This window comes from Streptomyces sp. NPDC045899 (assembly GCF_056431485.1).
This window is the reverse complement of sequence record NZ_JBWKKP010000023.1, coordinates 31,539-49,507: the sequence shown is the minus strand read 5'-3', so window position 1 is coordinate 49,507 and position 17,969 is coordinate 31,539. Positions and strand designations below refer to the sequence as shown.

The following is a 17,969-nucleotide window of genomic DNA, read 5'->3' as shown; positions in this document are numbered from 1 at the left end:
GGCGATCTCCGTGTCATAGCGGGATCTCCGTGCCGTTTCGTCCGTTGTCGGTGCGACGGCCTACTCTGTGCGACGTGACATCTCCACCCCCCGGGGCGGCTGCGCCCCAGCTCAACGGCCATGCCGGGCCCGCCCGCCCGGCCCCGGGCCCGGCCGCCGACGAGGGCCTGGCCCGGCGGCTGCGCGCGCTCGCGTGCACCGCGCCGCTGCACGACCTCGACACGCGCAAGGCCAACCTGGCGGGGGAGTACGGGGTGTACGCGATGGCCGAGGTCGCCCTCGCCGCCATCGACCTGGTCACGCTCAACATGGACTTCGACACCGGGGCCGACCACGACCAGATAGTGGCCAGGCTGCTGCCCCGCGTCGCCGCCCAGGCCCCCGGGCGCTCCGCCGCCGAGCACGAGCGCGTCGCCCGCTGGGTGCTGGAGAACCTCATCAATGTCGGCAGTGTGGACCGCGGCTTCCGCGCGGTCTACGGCACGTTCGGGGCCGATGGCGCCTATGTCCGGCGTGACTACGACTTCAAACTGATCGAGGAGGTACCGGGCCCCGGCGGCACCGTCTATCTGCGCACCACCGACGAAGCCGTCAACGTCCTGGTCGGCGCCCTCGACACGGACGTCACCAGCGCCCAGATCGCCGCCGAGGTCAAACTGGAAGTGCTGATCAGCCGCGGCCGTCTCGCCGACGCCCAACTCGCCGCCGAGCAGGCCCGCTACCGCACCGTCCAGTACTCCGAGACCCTGCGCCGGACCCTCGACGCCACCCGGCGCAACGTCCGGGCGGTCGACTGGCTGAGCACCGTCCCCGAGATGATCACCGAGGCGCTCGACCACGTCGCCGACCGCTACCGCCACGAGAACGCGATCCTCACCAACATCCGCAAGGCGCGCGACGAGGCCGAGGGCGCCGAGCACAAGCGGCGCGCCGCCGAGCTGGTCGACATCGTCAAGGACTGCATCCGGCGGCACACCCAGCTTCAGTCCCGGCTGCTGGAGGCCGGGCCGCTGTTCCGCGCCGAGCAGGACCGCCAGGCGTTCGCCGCCCCCGCCGCGCGCTCCGGACTCGACCTGTACGGACAGCTGCTGGCCCCGCTGCTGCCGCTCCCCGTCGAGCGCGCGGGCCGGGTCACCGACGCCTTCTTCGCCCGCGGCACGGGCCTGCGCACCCCGACCTCGGTGCGGATGGGCGACCTGGCGGAGATGCTGCTCACCCCGCCCGCCGAGCGGGAGCACCTGGGCGCGGAGATGCCCGAGCCCGATCTGATCGCCACCCCTGACGACAGCCGGTTCAGCGAGGAACAGCTCGCCATGGCCATGGAGCTGCTGGAGCTCCCCGCGGACGCCCCCCGCCGTCTCTCGGGCCTGCTCGCCGACGCCCGCCGCCGGGACGCCGACCTGCCGTACCTCATCGCCCTGCTGGCCGTGCACGCCGCGAGCCCCCCGGTCGGCACCGCCTACCGCCAGGGCGAACAGCGTCTCCTCTTCGCCGTCGACGACGGCACCGAACTCGACGACCCGGAGTTCGGCGGCGCCGACCTCATCGTGGGCACCGCCCTGCTGGACGCCGCCGGAATGGCCGCGGACCGGGCGGAGGTGGCGTGATGCCGCGCGCCGCCCGACCGGCCACCGGCCCCTTCGTCAACCGTGAGTACGCCCCGCGCAAGGAGCTTCACCCGTGACCGAGTACGACGCCCTCGACGAGGCGGCGCAGCCGGAGCCCGCACCGGCCTCCGGTGGCGCGCCGGGCGGGGTCACCCCCGCCGACGCGGCCGACGCCGCGCGGCTGGTGGCCTTCGGGCTCCAGCCCAAGCTGCTGCCCGCGCGTGACGTCGAGTACGCCGAACTGCTCCGCCGCCACCGTGACGAACCGGCCTTCGCCCGGCTCACCGACGCCGTCGCGGCCGGGCTCGGCCTGATCGTGCTGGAGGTGTCCACCCGCGCGGGGATGGCGGTCACCGCCGCCGAGGACTCGGTCTTCGCCGTCCGCATGGGCGACTATGCCCGCCGCGCGAGCACCGACTCCGCCGACCGCTTCCTGCACGGCCTCGCCCATCTCGCCGTCGCGGCCCTCGCCTTCCCCCGTCCCGAGGACCTCGCCGACGACGGCTACATCGGCCGGGTCACCGTCAACGGGGTGGACGCCTTCGTCCGCCAGGCGTGCCGCCGCCTCGAGGAGCGGGCCGAGGAACAGGGCGACAACACCGACCCGGCCACCGACGCCCCCGGTCTCGAGGCCGCCTGGCGGGTGTACGCGCGGCGCAGCGCCACCGGCGCCACCAAGGACGCCCGCAGACTGGCCGGTTCGACCACCGGCATCATCGGCAAGGCCGTCGCCTTCCTCGTCGACTCCGGCTTCCTCCAGCGCACCGGGGACGACGCGGGGGGCGCGTACCGCACCACCCCCCGCTACCAGCTCCAGGTGCGCGACATGGCGGCCGGTGCCGCCATGACCGAACTGCTGGAGCTGGGCATCGTTCCCGTCGGCGACGGCAGCGCCACCCTGCTGCCGCCCGACGACACCGACGACCTCGACCTCGTCGCCGACGCCGGTCTGCCGTTCCACTCCTGACGTTTCCGACACCACCCGCCCCCTGACCCCAACGAGAGTCCTGCCGCCATGTACGAGCTGTCCCGGGTCCGCCTCTACTCCATCGGGCCGGCCGGTGCGCGTTACGCCGACACCGTGCTGGACCTGCGCGGAGTCGGCGAGCCGGTGCCCAGCCCCGCGCCCACCCAGGCGGAGTTCTTCGAGGACGAACCGGTCGGCCCGCCGCGGCGCCCGGCGCCCGCGGGCGTGCTCTTCCTGGAGAACGGCGGCGGCAAGTCCGTCCTGCTGAAGCTGATCTTCTCGGTGATGCTGCCGGGCCACCGCAACACCCTCGGCGGCGCCAGCTCCGGTGTGCTGCGCAAGTTCCTGCTCGCCGACGACTGCGGCCATGTCGCCCTGGAGTGGCAGCACACCGTCACCGGCGAGACCGTCGTGGTCGGCAAGGTCAGCGAGTGGCGCGGCCGCCAGGTCTCCAACGACCCGCGCAAGTTCGCCGAGGCGTGGTACTCCTTCCGCCCCGGCCCCGGGCTCAGCCTGGACTCGCTCCCCGTCGCCGAGTCCGCCGCGGTGCGGCCCGCCGCCGAGGGCGCCTCCACCGCCCGCGGCCGCCGTCGCACCATGAAGGGGTTCCGCGACGCGCTCACGGAGGCGGGCAAGGCGTATCCGCACCTCGATGTGGTCTGGGTGGAGATCCACGAGCGCTGGAACGAACACCTCGGCGACCTCGGCCTGGACCCCGAACTCTTCCGCTACCAGCGGGAGATGAACGCCGACGAGGGCGAGGCGGCCGGACTCTTCGCCGTCAAGAACGACTCCGACTTCACCGATCTGCTGCTCCGTGCCGTCACCGACACCCGTGACACCGACGGACTCGCCGACCTCGTCCACGGTTTCGCGCACAAGCTGGGCCGCCGCGCCGAGCTCACCGCCGAACGGGACTTCACCGCCGGATCGCTGGACCTGCTGTCGCGGATCGCCGAGGCGGCCGGCCGCCGGGAGCAGGCGCGCGGTGTGCACGCGGGCGCCGAGCGCCGCACCCGTACGCTCGCCCGGCGGCTCTCCGCGCGCGGCGCCGAGGAGCGCGGCCGCGCCGCCGAACTGGCCCAGCAGGTGGCCTCCGCCGCGCACGCGGTCACCGGGGCCGAGACGGCGCGAGGCCGCAGCGGCCTCGTCGCCGCCGAACTCGCCTACCGTCACGCCTCGCTGGCGCTCGCCGCCGCCGAGAAGGGCGCCGCCGCGCAGCGCCGTGAGCTGAACGACGCCCGCACCCTGCACTCCGCCTGGCAGGCCGCCGAGACCGTACTGCGCCACCGCGCCGCCGCCGACCGCTCCGCGCGCGTCGCCGCCGCCATCCGCGAGGCCGAGCGGGACGCCGCGCCCGCCCTCGCCGCCCGCGCCAAGGCCGCCGCCGATCTGGTCCGCGCGCTGCACGCGGCGGCCGGGGACGGCGAACGGGTGGCCAACGAGGAGGAGGAGCGCTCCGCCGCCCTCCAGGAGACCGGCGAGTCCGCCCACCGGGACGCGACCGCCGCCGCCACCGCCGCCCAGCGCGCCCGCAGCGAGGCCGAGCACCTGCGGCAGCGGCTCACCGAGGTCGAGCAGGAGACCGCCGAGGCCGTGCGCGCCGGATGGCTCGACGACTCGGCCCCGGACGCCGACCCGGCCCGCGCGGCGCTCGCCGCGAGCGACGCGGAGAAGACCGCGGCCGCCGCCTGGGACTCCGCCCGGGAGACGGCCCGCCGCACCGCCGACCAGGCCGCCACGGCCGCCGGCGACCAGGCCCGCACCGAACTGGCCGCCGCGCGCGCGGCGGACGCGGCCCGGGCCGCGGAGTCCGCGTACGAGGGGGAGCGGCGTACGGCCGGGGCGCTCGGCGCCGAACCGCGCCTGGTCGAACTGCTGGGGCTGCCCCAGCCGTCGGCCGCCGTCCCCGCCCCCCGTGGCACCCGAGGCCCGTCGGCGGCCCGTTCGGACGGACGGACGTCCGTGACGGTGCGCCTCACGGACCCCGGCGCGGGCGGTCGTCCGCTGCCCGCCGACCCGGGCCGGTCCGGGTGGATCACGGTCCCGGTCGACGACGATCCCGACGCGGACGACATGCTGGGCCTCGACCGGCTCCCCGCGGCCTTCCGCGCCGACACCCCCGCCTGCCCGTCGGGGCTCCAGCCCGATCCGGCGGACGACCACGCCTACGCGGACGACGCGGACGACGAACCGACGGCCCGTACCCGGAACCGGGACGAACAGCCCGCCGCCGACCACGAAGGTCCGGAGAGCGGCGACCACCTGGTGCCGGTGGACTCGCCCGCTCCGGGCCTCGCCCCGGCCGGAGGAAGCACTCCGGACGGCGTCCCGTCGGGCGCCCCCGGGGATCCCCGGGACAGCGGCCCCGACGCTGACGCCGGGGCGGCGCACCGGTTCGGCGGCGATCCCGTGGTGCCGGAGGAGCCCTGGGCTCCGGGCCGTGCCGCGGCGAAGGCGCGGGACGTCGGCGGCGAGCGCGCCCCGGCGGCCGGAAGCCCCGAAGACGACGGTCCGCTGGGCGCGGATGCCGGATCCGCCGACGAAGGCGGCGGCCGCACCCTGGCCGCGGACTCCCTTCCTCCCGGGCGGGTGACCGTCCGGATCGGGGACGGCGAGGGCGACCGGCGTCGCCGCCGTGCGGTGGCCGCCGATTCGCGGCCCACGGGACGGGTGTCGGCCGATGCCGGGGACGGGCCCGGACAGGACGTGCCCGGTTCCGTGCCGCCGCCCGCGCCGCCCCGCCCCGATGCCGATGCCGATGCCGATGCCACGGAGGGTCCCGGCACCGCGCACAGCCCCGAGACCTCCGCCGACGACCCCGACTGCTGGGACCCCGAGCTGGGGGACGACAGCGAGGCCGCCGTGCGGCCACGGCATGAGCGGACAGCCCCCGCACCGCCGCTGCGCCCCGAAGGTCCGCTCACCGCCGAGGAGTTGGACCGGAACGCCGAGGCGCTGCGCGACATGCTCGATGAGAGCGTCGCCTCCGCCGAGCGGCAGCTCTTCGAGCTGCGGACGGCCGCCGCCGACGACGCGCGGATCCTCGGCGCGCTCGGCGACGGCGGGCTGCTGCCGCCCAGCCCGGATGTGCTGGCCGCCGTCGAATTCCTCGGTGAGCACGGCATTCCGGCGCTCCCGGGCTGGCGTTACCTCGCCCAGGCGGTCGACCCCGTCGACCACGCCGCCGTGCTCGCGGCCCGCCCCGAACTCGTGGACGGGGTGGTGATCACCGACCCCGACACCCACGCCCGCGCCCGCGAGGTGCTGGGACAGGCGTCGCTGCTGCCGCGGTCCGCCGTGGCCGTGGGCACCGCCGCCGCGCTGCTGGCGCCCACCCCCGCCCCGGGGGAGCGGGACAGCGGGGTGTTCCTGGTCCCGCCGAACCCGGCGATGCACGACGAGCGCGCCGCCGACGACGAGCGGCGTGAGCTGCGCGCCCGCGCCACCGCCCGCGACGAGGAGATCCGGGCCCTCGCGGCCCGGCTGGCGGGGGACCGTGCCCTCTCGGCACGGCTCGCCTCCTGGCGCACCGGCTGCCCGCAAGGGCGCCTCGCCGAACTGGCGGTCGCCGCCGAGGAGGCGCGGGAGAGCGCCGACACCGCGCAGCGGGAGCTGGTGGAGACGCGGACGGCTCGCGCCGAGGCCGACGAGGCCGCCACCGAGGCGGCCCGGGTCCGTGACGAGCGGCAGGAGGCGGCCCAGCGCGCCCGCCGCGTGGCGGACGCACTGGCCGGTCTGGCGTACCGGCTGCGGCAGCGTGCCGCCTGGCAGACCCGGCTGCGCGAACTGGCCGACGAGGCGGCCGAGTCGGAGGAGCGGGCCGACGCTCTGGTGGACCGGGCCCGTGCGGCCGACGAGGACCGGCGCGCGGCCCAGCGCGCCGCCGACGACGCGCGCCGCACCGCCCGGGCCCTGCGCGTCGAGCGGGCCGAGATCGCGGGCGCGCCCGATGACCTCGGGGAGGACACCGAGCTGCCCACCGCCTCGCTGCCCGCGCTCCGCGAGGCGTACCGCGCGGCGTCCCAGGTGTACGAGAAGGTCGGTGTGGGCGCCGACCTCCGCGCCGAACAGGCCCGTGCGGAAAGCGACGAGAGCGCCGCCCTCGCCACCCTCGACCGGCTCACCAACAAGGTCCGCACCCGCGCCGCCCAGCTCCTGGAGGGCACCGACGGCGCCGACGGACCCTCCCGGCAGGCCGCCGCGGCCCGCGCGGAATCGCTGGTCCAGATGCTGGAGACACGCGCCTCGGCGGCGAGCGAGCAGCTGGGACGGCTGCGCGGCGAGGCCGAGCGGCTGGCGCCCGCCGACGACGGCGACGCCCACACCGAGCTTCCCGAGGAGATGGTCCCGGCCGACGCCGAACGGGCCAAGGACCTGTTGCGCACCGCCACCACCGAACTGGCCGCCCGCACCGACGCGCTGGACACCGCCCGTACCGTCCACGCCGATCTGCTGCGCTCCCACCGCGCCGCGGAGGACGCGGCGGGCGGGTTCGACGAGACCGCCGCGCTCCTGAGGGACCTGCTGCGCGACGGGCCGGGCACGGGCGAGGAGGAGACGGAAGCTCCCGAGCCGTACACCGGGGACCTCGCCGAGGCCCGCCAGGCCGCGGCCGAGGCCCGCCGCTCGCTGCGCGGCTGCGCCGCCGACCTCTCCCAGGCCGAATCGGCGGTCCGGGAGGCGAGCGACGTCCTCGTCCGGCACGCCAACTCCACCCGCTACGAGCAGGTCCGCACCCCGGCCCGGCAGCAGATCCGGGAGCTGCCCGCGGCGGCCCTGCCCGAGCACGCTGCGGCCTGGGCCGAGGCGTTCGCACCCCGGCTGCGCGTCCTCACCGACGAGCTGGAGCAGTTGGAGCGCAACCGCGGCAGCATCGTGGACCGGCTGCGCGGGTTGGTGGAGTCCTGCCTGGCCACGCTGCGTTCGGCCCAGCGGCTCTCCCGGCTCCCGGAGGGCCTCGGTGAGTGGTCGGGCCAGGAGTTTCTGCGGATCCGCTTCGACGATCCCGACCAGGCGACGCTGACGGAGCGGCTGGGTGAGGTCATCGACGAGGCCACCCGCTCCGCCGTGAAGAAGAACTCCGACCTGCGCCGGGACGGTATGTCCCTGTTGCTGCGCGGGGTGCAGGCCGCACTCCAGCCGCGCGGGGTGGCGGTGGAGATCCTCAAGCCGGACGCGGTGCTGCGGGCCGAGCGGGTGCCGGTCGGGCAGATGGGTGATGTGTTCTCCGGCGGCCAGCTGCTGACCGCCGCCATCGCCCTGTACTGCACCATGGCCGCGCTGCGCAGCAACGACCGCGGCCGGGACAGGCACCGCCACGCGGGCACGCTCTTCCTCGACAACCCCATCGGCCGGGCCAACGCCACCTATCTGCTGGAGCTCCAGCGGGCGGTCGCCGACGCTCTCGGCGTCCAGCTGCTGTACACCACGGGGCTGTTCGACACCACGGCGCTGGCCGAGTTCCCGCTGGTGATCCGGTTGCGCAATGACGCGGATCTGCGGGCGGGGCTGAAGTACATCAGCGTCGAGGAGCATCTGCGCCCGGGCCTGCCCCAGAGCGATCCGGAGGGTGAGCAGGTGCACGGCCAGATCACCGCCACCCGGATGTACAAGCGGCCCGCCGAGACCCCGGCGCACACGGAGACCCCGGCGCCCGGGGCCGCCGAGGTCTCCGACACCGCTCAGGAGCGGACCGCGGGCTAGTTGTTCACCACCAGCGAGGCACTTCCCGCCGAGGCCGCCTGGTTGACCGAGCCGTTGTAGTTGGCGGTGACGGTGTACGTCCCCTTGGGGAGCGGGTTGAACACCGCGGAGGCCACACCGTTGACCAGGGTCGCGGTCTGCGGGGTCCGCCCCGGGATGGCCAGGGTGACGGTTCCGGTGGGTGTGCCCGTACCGGGGAGGACGGTGGCCACCGTGGCGGTGAGGGTCACCGGGTCGTTGACCCTCGCCGGGTTGGGTGTGGCGACCACGGCCGTGGTGGTGGACGCCTTGTTGACGGTCTGGGTGTCGGTGCCGGTGGAGGTGTTGAAGCTGTCGTTGCCGTTGTAGGTGGCGGTGACCGTGAACGGACTGCCGGTCGTGGTGGTGTAGGCGCGGGTGGCGGTGGCGACCCCGGACGAGACCGGCGTGGTGACGGAGGCGCTGCCGTCACCGAAGCTGAAGGTGACTGTCCCGGTCGGCGAGCCGGAAGCGGAGGACACGGTCGCCTGTACGGTCACCGTCTGTCCGGCCACCGACGGATCGGGGATCGTGGTCACCGTGGTGGTGGTCGCGGTCTTGCTGACCGCCTGGGTGTCGGTGCCCGTGGATGTCGTGAAGTTGGTGTCGCCGTTGTAGGTGGCGGTGATGGGGAAGGGACTTCCGGTCCGGGTGGAGTAGGTGTGGGTGACACTGGCGACCCCGCCGGCGAGTGTCGCCGTGGCGTTGCCGGTGCCGTCGCCGAAGCTGAAGGTGACCGTGCCGGTGGGCGTCCCCGCGCCGGGGGCGATGGCCGCCACGGTGGCGGTGATGGTCACCGACTGCCCGGCCGTCGACGGATCCGGTGTGGAGACCACGTTCGTGCTGGTGGACGCCTTGTTGACGGTCTGGCTGTCGGTGCCGCTCGAGGTGTTGAAGGTGTCACTGCCGTTGTAGGAGGCGGTGACGGTGTACGGGCTTCCGGAGGTTCCGCTGAAGACGTGGGTGACCGTCGCGACCCCGGCGGACAGCGTCGCCGTGGTACTGCCCGTGCCGTCGCCGAAGTTGAAGGTGACCGTGCCGCCCGGCGTGCCGTTGCCGGGCGCCAGCGGGGTGACGGTCGCGGAGAAGGCCACCGACTGGCCCGCCGCCGAGGGATCCGGGCTGGAGACCACCGCGGTGGCGGTGTCCGCCTTGTTGACGGTCTGGCTGTCGGTGCCGCTGGACGCCGTGAAGTTGGCGTCCGCGTTGTAGGTCGCGGTGATGGGGAAGGGGCTTCCCGTCCTGGTGGTGTAGACGTGGCCGACGGTCGCCGCTCCGCCCACCAGGGTGGCGGTGGCGCCCGGGGTGCCGTCGCCGAAGCTGAAGGTGACGGTGCCGGTGGGGGTTCCGGTGCCGGGGGCGACGGAGGCGACGGTGGCGGTGATGGTGGTGGACTGTCCGGTGACGGTGGGGTCGGGGCTGGAGGCCACGGCGGTGGTGGTGGCTGCCCGGTTGACCGTCTGGGTGTCGGTCCCGCTGGAGGCGTTGAAGTCGTTGTCCCCGTTGTAGGTGGCCGTGAGGGTGTAGGGGCTGCCGGACGTCCCCGCGTAGGCGTGGCTGACCGTCGCTACTCCGCCCACCAGGGTGGCGGTGGCGCCCGGGGTGCCGTCGCCGAAGCTGAAGGTGACGGTGCCGGTGGGGGTTCCGGTGCCGGGGGCGACGGAGGCGACGGTGGCGGTGATGGTGGTGGACTGTCCGGTGACGGTGGGGTCGGGGCTGGAGGCCACGGCGGTGGTGGTGGCTGCCCGGTTGACCGTCTGGGTGTCGGTCCCGCTGGAGCCGGTGAAATTGGTGTCGCCGTTGTAGGTGCCGGTGATGGTGTACGGGCTGCCGGTGGTCCCCGTGTACACGTGGGAGACCACGGCCTGGCCGTTGTTCACCGGTGCGGTGGCGCCCGGGGTGCCGTCGCCGAAGCTGAAGGTGACGGTGCCGGTGGGGGTTCCGGCGCCGGGGGCGACGGACGCGACGGTGGCGGTGATGGTGGTGGACTGTCCGGCCACGGTGGGATCGGGGGAGGAGACCACCGCGGTGCTCGTCGCGGCCGGGGCGACGGTCTGGGTGTCGGTGCCGCTGGACGCGGTGAAGCTGGAGTCCCCGTTGTAGGTACCGGTGACCGTGACCGGGCCGCCCGCCGTCGTGTACGTGTGGGTGATCCGGGCCACGCCACCCAAGACCGTCGCCATCTCGGTGGGGCTGCCGTCGCCGAAGTCGAAGGTCACGACACCGGTGGGTACGCCCGCGCCCGGGGCGACCGGTGCCACGGTCGCGGTGAGGGTCACCGGCTGGCCGGTCACCGACGGATTCGGTGCGGAGGTCAGCGTGGTGGTCGTGGCCGCCGCGTCCACCGTGTGCGCGTCCGCCCCCGTGGAGCTGCTGAAGTCGCCGTCACCGCTGTAGTGGGCGGTCACCGCGTACGGGCTGCCCGTCGCGCTGGTGTAGGAGTGGGCGACCGTCGCCACCCCGGCGATGAGCGGCGCGGTGATGACCGCGGTCCCGTCGCCGAAGTCGAAGGAGACCGTACCGGTGGGCACTCCGCTGCCCGGCGGGGTCGGGGCCACGGTCGCGGTGAAGACGACCGACTGCCCGGTCACCGAGGGGTCGGGGGAGGAGACCACCGTGGTGGAGGTGGTGGCGGCGCCGGGCGAGACCGTGTGGGTGTCGGTCGCGGTGGCCGGGGCGAAGTCGGCGTCCCCGCTGTAGTTCGCGGTGGCCGTGTAGGGACTGCCGGAGGCGTCCGCGTAGGTGTGGGTGATGGTGGCGACTCCGGCGGAGACCGCGGCCGTGACCGGTTCACCGCCGTCGCCGAAATCGAAGGTGACGGTGCCGGTCGGTGTGCCCGCGCCCGGGGCGTCCACCGACACCCTGGCGGTGAAGGTGACTTCCTGCCCGGCCACGGACGGGTCGGGCGAGGACACCAGCATCAGGGCGGTGGTCGCCTGGTTGACCGTGTGGCCGTCGGTCCCGCTGGAGACGGTGAAGTCGGGGTCCCCGTTGTAGTCGGCGGTGACGGTGTACGGGCTGCCCGCGGTGCCGGCCCAGACGTGGCTGACGGACGCCTGGCCCGCGGCGAGCGGTACCGCCACGGAGGGGGTGCCGTCGCCGAAGGTGAAGGTGACGGTGCCGGTGGGGGTTCCGGCCCCGGGTGCGACCGGCGCGACGGTGGCCGTCACGGTCACCGGTTCACCCGACACCGAGGGATCGGGTGAGGTGGTCACCGCGGTGGTGGTCGCGGCCGGGGCGACGGTCTGGGTGTCGGTGCCGCTGGACGCGGTGAACCCGGTGTCCCCGCCGTAGACGGCCGTGATGGCGTACGGGCTCCCGGAGGTGGTGGTCCAGACGTGGCCGATACTGGCGCTGCCGTCCACCACGTCCACGGCCACGGAGGGGGTGCCGTCGCCGAAGCTGAAGGTGACGGTGCCGGTGGGGGTTCCGGCGCCGGGTGCGACCGCCGACACGGTGGCGGTCACGGTCACCGGCTCACCCGTCACGGACGGATCCGGTGTGGAGCTGACCACCGTGGTGGACTGCGCCGGGAGGACGGTCTGCGTGACGGTGCCCACCGAGCCGGTGAAGTCGGCGCTCCCGCCGTAGGTCACGGTGACGGAGTACGGGCTGCCCGTCGCGCTGGTGTAGGAGTGCTGGGTGGTCGCCTCGCCCCCGGCCACGGGGACGGCGACGGGCGCGCTGCCATCCCCGAAGTCGAAGGTCACCGTGCCGGTGGGGGATCCGTCACCCGGTGCGTCCGGTGCCACCCGCGCGATGAACGTGACCTCCTGGCCCGCCACCGACGGATCCGGCAGGGTGAGCACGGAGGTGGTGGTCGTGGACGGCGCCACCGTCTGGGTGTCGGTGCCGCTGGAGGCGGTGAAGTCGGCGTCGCCGTCGTAGGTGGCGGTCACGGTGTACGGGCTGCCCGCCGTCCCCGCCCAGGCGTGGTCGACCGTGGCGACGCCGCCGGTGATGTCCGCGGTGACGGGTTCGCCGCCGTCACCGAAGTCGAAGGTGACGGTGCCGGTGGGGGTTCCGGCCCCGGGGGTGACCACCGCGACGGTGGCGGTGACGGTCACCGGCTGGCCCGGTACCGAGGGGTCGGGTGCGGTGGTCACGGCGGTGCTGGTGGCCGCCTGGTTCACGATCTGGATCGCGGCTCCGCCGGAGGCCGTGAAGTCGGCGTCCCCGCTGTAGGAAGCCGTGACGGCGTACGGGCTCCCGAGCGTGTCGGTCCAGTTGTGGGAGGCGGTGGCCACCCCGGCGGTGACCGGGACGGTGACGGACGGGCTGCCGTCGCCGAAGTCGAAGGTGACGGTACCGGTCGGGGTGCCGGCACCGGGTGCGACCGCCGAGACCGTCGCGACCACGGTCACCGCCTCGCCGGCCACCGAGGGCGTGGGTGCCAGGCTCACCGCCGTGGCCGAGGAGGACTGGTTCACGGTCTGGCTGAAGGTGTCGGCCGAGCCCGTGTAGTCGATGTCGCCGCTGTAGGTGACGGTCACCGTGTACGGGCTGCCCGCCGCGCCGGTGAAGGTGTGGTCGACGGTGGCCACCCCGGCGACCACCGGGACCGCGGCCGGGAGGCTGCCGTCCCCGAAGTCGAAGGTCACCGTGCCGGTCGGTGAACCGCCGCCCGGCCCCGCAGGGGCCACCGAGGCGCTGAAGGTGACCGGTTGCCCCACCACGGACGGCTGGGGTGCGGCGGTCACCGTGGTGGTGGTGGCGTCCTGGGTCACGGTCTGGGTGGCCATGGCCACCGAGGTGCCGAAGTCACCGTTGCCGTTGTACACGGCGGTGATGGTGTACGGACTGCCCAGGCTGGTGGTGTAGACGTGGCTGAGGGTGAGGGCCCCGCCGACCAGTGGCGCGGTGACGGGCGTCGTGCTGTCGCCGAAGTCGACGGTGACGGTGCCGGTCGGGGTTCCGGCGCCCGGGGGCGTGGTGGCGACCGTGGTGGTGACGGTCACCGGCTCGCCCACCACGGTGGGCCCCTGACCGATGATCACCGTGCTGCTGGTGGAGCTCTGCTGGACGGCGTGGGTGGTGGTGGCCGTGGACGCGGCGTAGCCGGTGGAGCCGTTGTAGGTCGCGGTGATGGTGTAAGGGCTGCCCGCGGTGGTGGCGTACTGATGGGTGACCGTGGCCAGACCGCCGACGGTGTCGACGGTGACGGTCGGGGTGCCGTCGCCGAAGTCGACGGTGACCGTGCCGGTCGGGGTGCCGGTGCCCGGGGGAACCGGAGCCACGGCCGCGGTGACGGTCACCGGCTCGCCGACCACGGTCGGATTCGGCGAGGAGAAGAGGCCGGTGAGAGTGGCCGCCTGATCGACCGTCTGCACCTCGGTGTCCGTGGAGGCGCTGAAGGCGGCGTCGCCGCTGTAGGTCGCGGTGACGGTGTACGGACTGCCCGAGGGACCGGCGTACGCGTGTACCGCGGTGGCGACTCCGTCGGTCACCGCCACCAGGAGCGGGCCCGAACCGTCACCGAAGTCGATGGTGACGGTGCCGGTCGGGGTCCCGGTGCCCATCACGGCCGGTGCCACAGTCGCGGTGAAGGTGACCGGTTCTCCGGTCACCGACGGGTTCGGGGCGGTGGTCAGGGTCGTGGTGGAGGCGGCCGGGTTCACCGTCTGGGTGTCGACGCCGGCCGAGCCCGCGAAGTCGCCGTCCCCGCCGTAGGAGGCGGTGACCGTGTAGGGGCTGCCCGCGGTGGAGCCGTAGACGTGGGTGACCGTGGCGACTCCGGCGGTCAGCGGCGCGGTGGCCGGTGCGCTGCCGTCACCGAAGTCGAAGGTCACCGTGCCGGTGGCGGTGCCCGAGGCGGGCGGCAGCACCGCCACGGTCGCGGTGAAGGTGACCGTCTGGCCGACGAGGGACGGGTCCGGGGAGGAGACGACCGTGGTCGAGGTGCTCGACACATCCGCTTCCACGCGCTGCGCGACCGTTCCGGCGGAGGCGGCGAAGTCGCCGTCCCCGCCGTAGGAGGCGGTGACGGTGTAGGGGCTGCCCGCGGTGGAGGCGTAGGCGTGCGTGGTGGTGGCGATTCCGCCCGAGACCGGCACGGTGACCGGGGAGGAGCCGTCACCGAAGTCGAAGACGACCGTGCCGCCGGGGGCTCCGGCGCCCGGTGGTACCGGTGTCACCCGGGCGATCAGCGTCACGGTCTGGCCCACCGCGGCGGGATTCGCGGACGAGGTCACCGTGGTGGTGGTGTCGGCGGGTTCGACGATGTGGGAGGTGGTGTCCTCGGACGGGGAGAAGTTGGTGTCGCCCTCGTACGTGCCCGTGATGGTGTACGGGCTGCCGCTCGCGCTGGTGTAGGCGTGGTTGACGGTCGCCGTGCCGGCCACGAGTTCGGCGGTGACCACGGGGGTGCCGTCGCCGAAGTCGAAGGTGACCCGGCCGGTGGGAAGTCCGGCCCCGGGCGCGTTCGGGGCCACCGTGACCGTGATCGTCTCACCGGTCACCGACGGATCCGGGGCGGCGGTGACCGTGGTCGTGGTCGCGGCCGGTTCGACGCTGTGCAACGCGCTGCCCGTGGAGACCAGGAAGTTGTCGTCCCCGCTGTAGGCGACGGTGACCGGATACGGGTTCTGCGACGCGTTGGCGTACGCGTGGGTGACGATGGCGGTGCCGCCGGACAGCGCCACCGTCTCGGGCGCCGTCCCGTCGCCGAAGTCGAAGGTGACGGTGCCGGTGGGCGTTCCGGCCCCCGGTGGCACCACGGCCACGGTGGCGCCGAAGGTGACCGTCTGGCCGGTCACCGAGGGCTCCGGGGCGGCGGTCACCACCGTCGTGGACACCGCCTGGGTCACCACCTGGGTGTCCGACGCCGCCGAGGGGTTGAAGTTGGCGTCGCCGCTGTAGGTCGCGGTCACCGTGTACGGGCTGTCCGCCACCTCCGGGCCGGGGCGGGTGACGGTCGCGGTGCCGCCCTCGACGGGGACGGTGACCGGCGGGGCGCCGTCGCTGAAGGTGAAGGTCACCTGTCCGGTCGGGGAGACGGCCGTCGGTGTCCCGGGGGTGATCTTCGCGACGAACGTCGTCTCCTGTCCCACCACGGAGGGGTTGGGCGAGGAGGCCACCGACAGTGTGGTGTCCGCGGGCTCCACGGTCTGCGGGTCGGTGCCCACGGAGGTGCCGAAGTCGGTGTCCCCGTTGTAGGTGGCGGTGACGGTGTAGGGGGTCTCGGCGGCGGCGCTGAAGGCGTGGGTGGCTTCCGCGACACCGCCCACCACCGCGGTGACGATCGGGGTGCCGTCGCCGAAGTCGAAGGTGACGGTGCCGGTGGGTGTTCCGGCCCCGGGCGCCAGGGCCGCGACCGTCGCGGTGAAGGTCACCGGTTCACCCACGGCGGAGGGGTCGGGCGCGGAGGTCAGGGAGGTGGTGGTGCCGGAGGGCTGCACGGTCTGGGCGCCGGTGCCCAGGGACGCGGTGAAGTCGGCGTCACCGCTGTAGGTGGCGGTGATGGCGTACGGGCTGCCCGCGGTGCCGGTGTAGGCGTGGCTGACCGCGGCGGTGCCACCCGCCAGCGCCACGGTCTCGGGCGTCGTCCCGTCGCCGAAGTCGAAGGTGACGGTGCCGGTGGGCGTTCCGGCTCCGGGCGGTACGGCGGCGACCGTGGCGGTGACGGTCACCGGCTCGCCCGAGACCGAGGGGCTGGGCGTCGTGTCCACGGTGGTCGCCGAGGCGGACTGCCCCACCGTCGCACCGGCCGTGCCCTGGGCGGCGGCGAAGTCGGCGTCGCCGCTGTAGGCGGCGGTGATGGTGTACGGGCTGCCCGCCGTGCCGGTGAAGGTGTGGGTGGCCTCGGCGCTGCCCCCGGTGAGGGTGACCACGACCGGCGGTGAGCCGTCGCCGAAGTCGAAGGTGACCGTGCCGGTCGGGGTGCCCGCGCCGGGCGGCAGCGAGCTGACCGTGGCGGTGACGGTCACCGGCTGCCCGGTCACCGACGGGGTGGGCGAGACCCCGACCGCCACGCTCGTCGTCGCCTGCTCCACCGTCTGGGTGTCGGTGCCGGTGGAGGCCGTGAAGTTGGTGTCGCCGCCGTAGACCGCGGTGACCGCGTACGGACTGCCCCCGGTGCTCGTGTAGACGTGGTCCACGGTCGCGGCGCCGCCGGACAGCGGCAGTTCGACCGCCGGGGTGCCGTCGCCGAAGTCGAAGCTCACCGTGCCGGTCGGGGTTCCCGCCCCCGGCGCCACCGGGGCGACCCGCGCCGTGAAGGTGACCGGCTGCCCGGTCTGGGAGGGGTCGGGGGCGCCGGTCAGCGTGGTGGTGGTCGAGGCCGCCGTCACGACCTGGGTGTCCGTACCGGTGGAGCCGAAGAACAGCACCTCGCCGTTGTAGGTGGCCGTGATGGTGTACGGCGTCTCCGAGGGGGCGTCGTAGGCGTGGCCGACCGTGGCCGTGCCGCCGGTGAGCGCCGTGGTGACCGGGTCGGTGCCGTCGCCGAAGTCGAAGGTGACCGTACCGGTGGGGGTGCCCGTGGTGGGCGGGACACCCGTGACCGTGGCGGTGAAGGTCACCGGTTCGCCGACGAGCGAGGGGTCGGGCGCGGAGGTGACGGCCGTCTCCGTCGGCGCCATGTAGCCGAAGGCACCGGTGAGGGTCGCGGTGCCGCCGGGGGTGAGCACGGTGATGTCGGCGGACCCGGGCGTCCCCGGCGGGGTCACCACCACGACCAGGGTGTCGGAGAACGCCCGGAAGGAGACCGCGGGGACACCGCCGATGAACACGCCGCTGACGCGGGAGAGCCCGGTGCCGGTCAGCAGGATGGTGCTGCCGCCCGCGATCGGCCCGGTGGAGGGGCTGACCCCGGTGACGTCGGGGGTCGGCGCGTAGGTGTAGGTCAGCCGGTTGCTCACCCCGCCGACACCGGTGACCCAGACCGGAACGGTGCCGGGACCGGTCGCGGGCGGGGCGGTCACCAGCAGGTTCTGGTCGGTGACGACGGCGGGGAACGCCAGGGAGTCACCGAAGTACACCAGCTGAGCGGTGCTCAGGTTGACCCCGGTGAGCTCGACGACGTTGCCGCCGCCGAGCGGTCCGGCGTCGGGCACGATGGTCTTCAGCCGGGGCCAGGGGATGTAGTAGAAGGTCCCGATGACGGCGCTGCCGCCGGGGGTGGTGACCGTGACCGGCACCGCCCCGGTGCCCCAGGGGCTCACCGCCACGATCGTCTCGTCGTCCAGGACGGAGTAACTGGCCGCGCGGTGCGGGCCGAAGAAGACGTCGGTGGTGAAGCTGAAGTGGTGTCCGATGATGGTCACCAGCGTTCCGCCGCTGTACGGACCCTGGTCCGGGAAGATCCCGGAGAGCGCCTCCAGGAGGATGCCCGGCAGTTCCCCGTCCGCCCCGAACCGGGTGGGCGCGAGCAGCCGCCCGTCGCCCGCGCGGGGCTGTGGGAGGGAGCCGAGGAGGGCGGTGGTGTCCAGCGTCCCGGGTACCCCGCCCGGATCGGCCGCGGTGCAGACCACCAGCCGGTCGGGGGCCGACCGCGCCACGATCGGGATCGGTGCCCGGAGGGTGTGGACGATCCTGTGGGAATCCGGGTCGACGACGGCGAGGCAATCCCCGCCGCCATCGGTGACGATGACGAGCCCGCACGGGCGATACGGCGTCAGCATGACGGCTCCAGACCAGCTCGCGGGGCCCGCCGCGCCGAAGCGGCGCCCGCA

At 74.4% G+C, this 17,969-nt stretch carries 4 protein-coding genes; 3 read left to right on the top strand and 1 reads right to left on the bottom strand.

Annotated features, from left to right (window positions below):
- Positions 1-74: 74 nt before the first annotated feature.
- The 3 genes from AC07FT_RS28050 (at position 75) to AC07FT_RS28040 (ending at position 8,280) form a co-directional block, all read left to right on the top strand.
- Positions 75-1,607, top strand: coding sequence for a hypothetical protein (locus tag AC07FT_RS28050; RefSeq protein WP_479178654.1), 1,533 nt, complete (start codon positions 75-77; stop codon positions 1,605-1,607).
- A 73-nt stretch (positions 1,608-1,680) separates the two neighbouring features.
- Entirely contained in the window at positions 1,681-2,574 is an 894-nt protein-coding gene (locus AC07FT_RS28045) for a hypothetical protein (RefSeq protein WP_479178652.1), read from the top strand.
- Between the two features lie 48 nt (positions 2,575-2,622).
- A complete protein-coding gene (locus tag AC07FT_RS28040) occupies positions 2,623-8,280 on the top strand; it encodes a hypothetical protein (protein ID WP_479178650.1) in 5,658 nt (1,885 codons plus the stop codon).
- Here AC07FT_RS28040 and AC07FT_RS28035 read toward each other — a convergent pair.
- Positions 8,277-17,918 carry an Ig-like domain repeat protein gene (locus tag AC07FT_RS28035; protein ID WP_479178649.1) on the bottom strand — a complete coding sequence of 3,214 codons (9,642 nt, stop codon included), beginning with the start codon at positions 17,916-17,918 and terminating at the stop codon, positions 8,277-8,279. The two genes, AC07FT_RS28040 and AC07FT_RS28035, sit on opposite strands and share 4 nt — an antisense overlap.
- Between the last annotated feature and the right edge of the window lie 51 nt (positions 17,919-17,969).

What these genes read in the sequence shown, in the direction of transcription:
- AC07FT_RS28035 (WP_479178649.1), bottom strand. Translation starts at nt 17,918, where the DNA reads ATGCTGACGCCGTATCGCCCGTGCGGGCTCGTCATCGTCACCGATGGC.
- AC07FT_RS28040 (WP_479178650.1), top strand. Translation starts at nt 2,623, where the DNA reads ATGTACGAGCTGTCCCGGGTCCGCCTCTACTCCATCGGGCCGGCCGGT.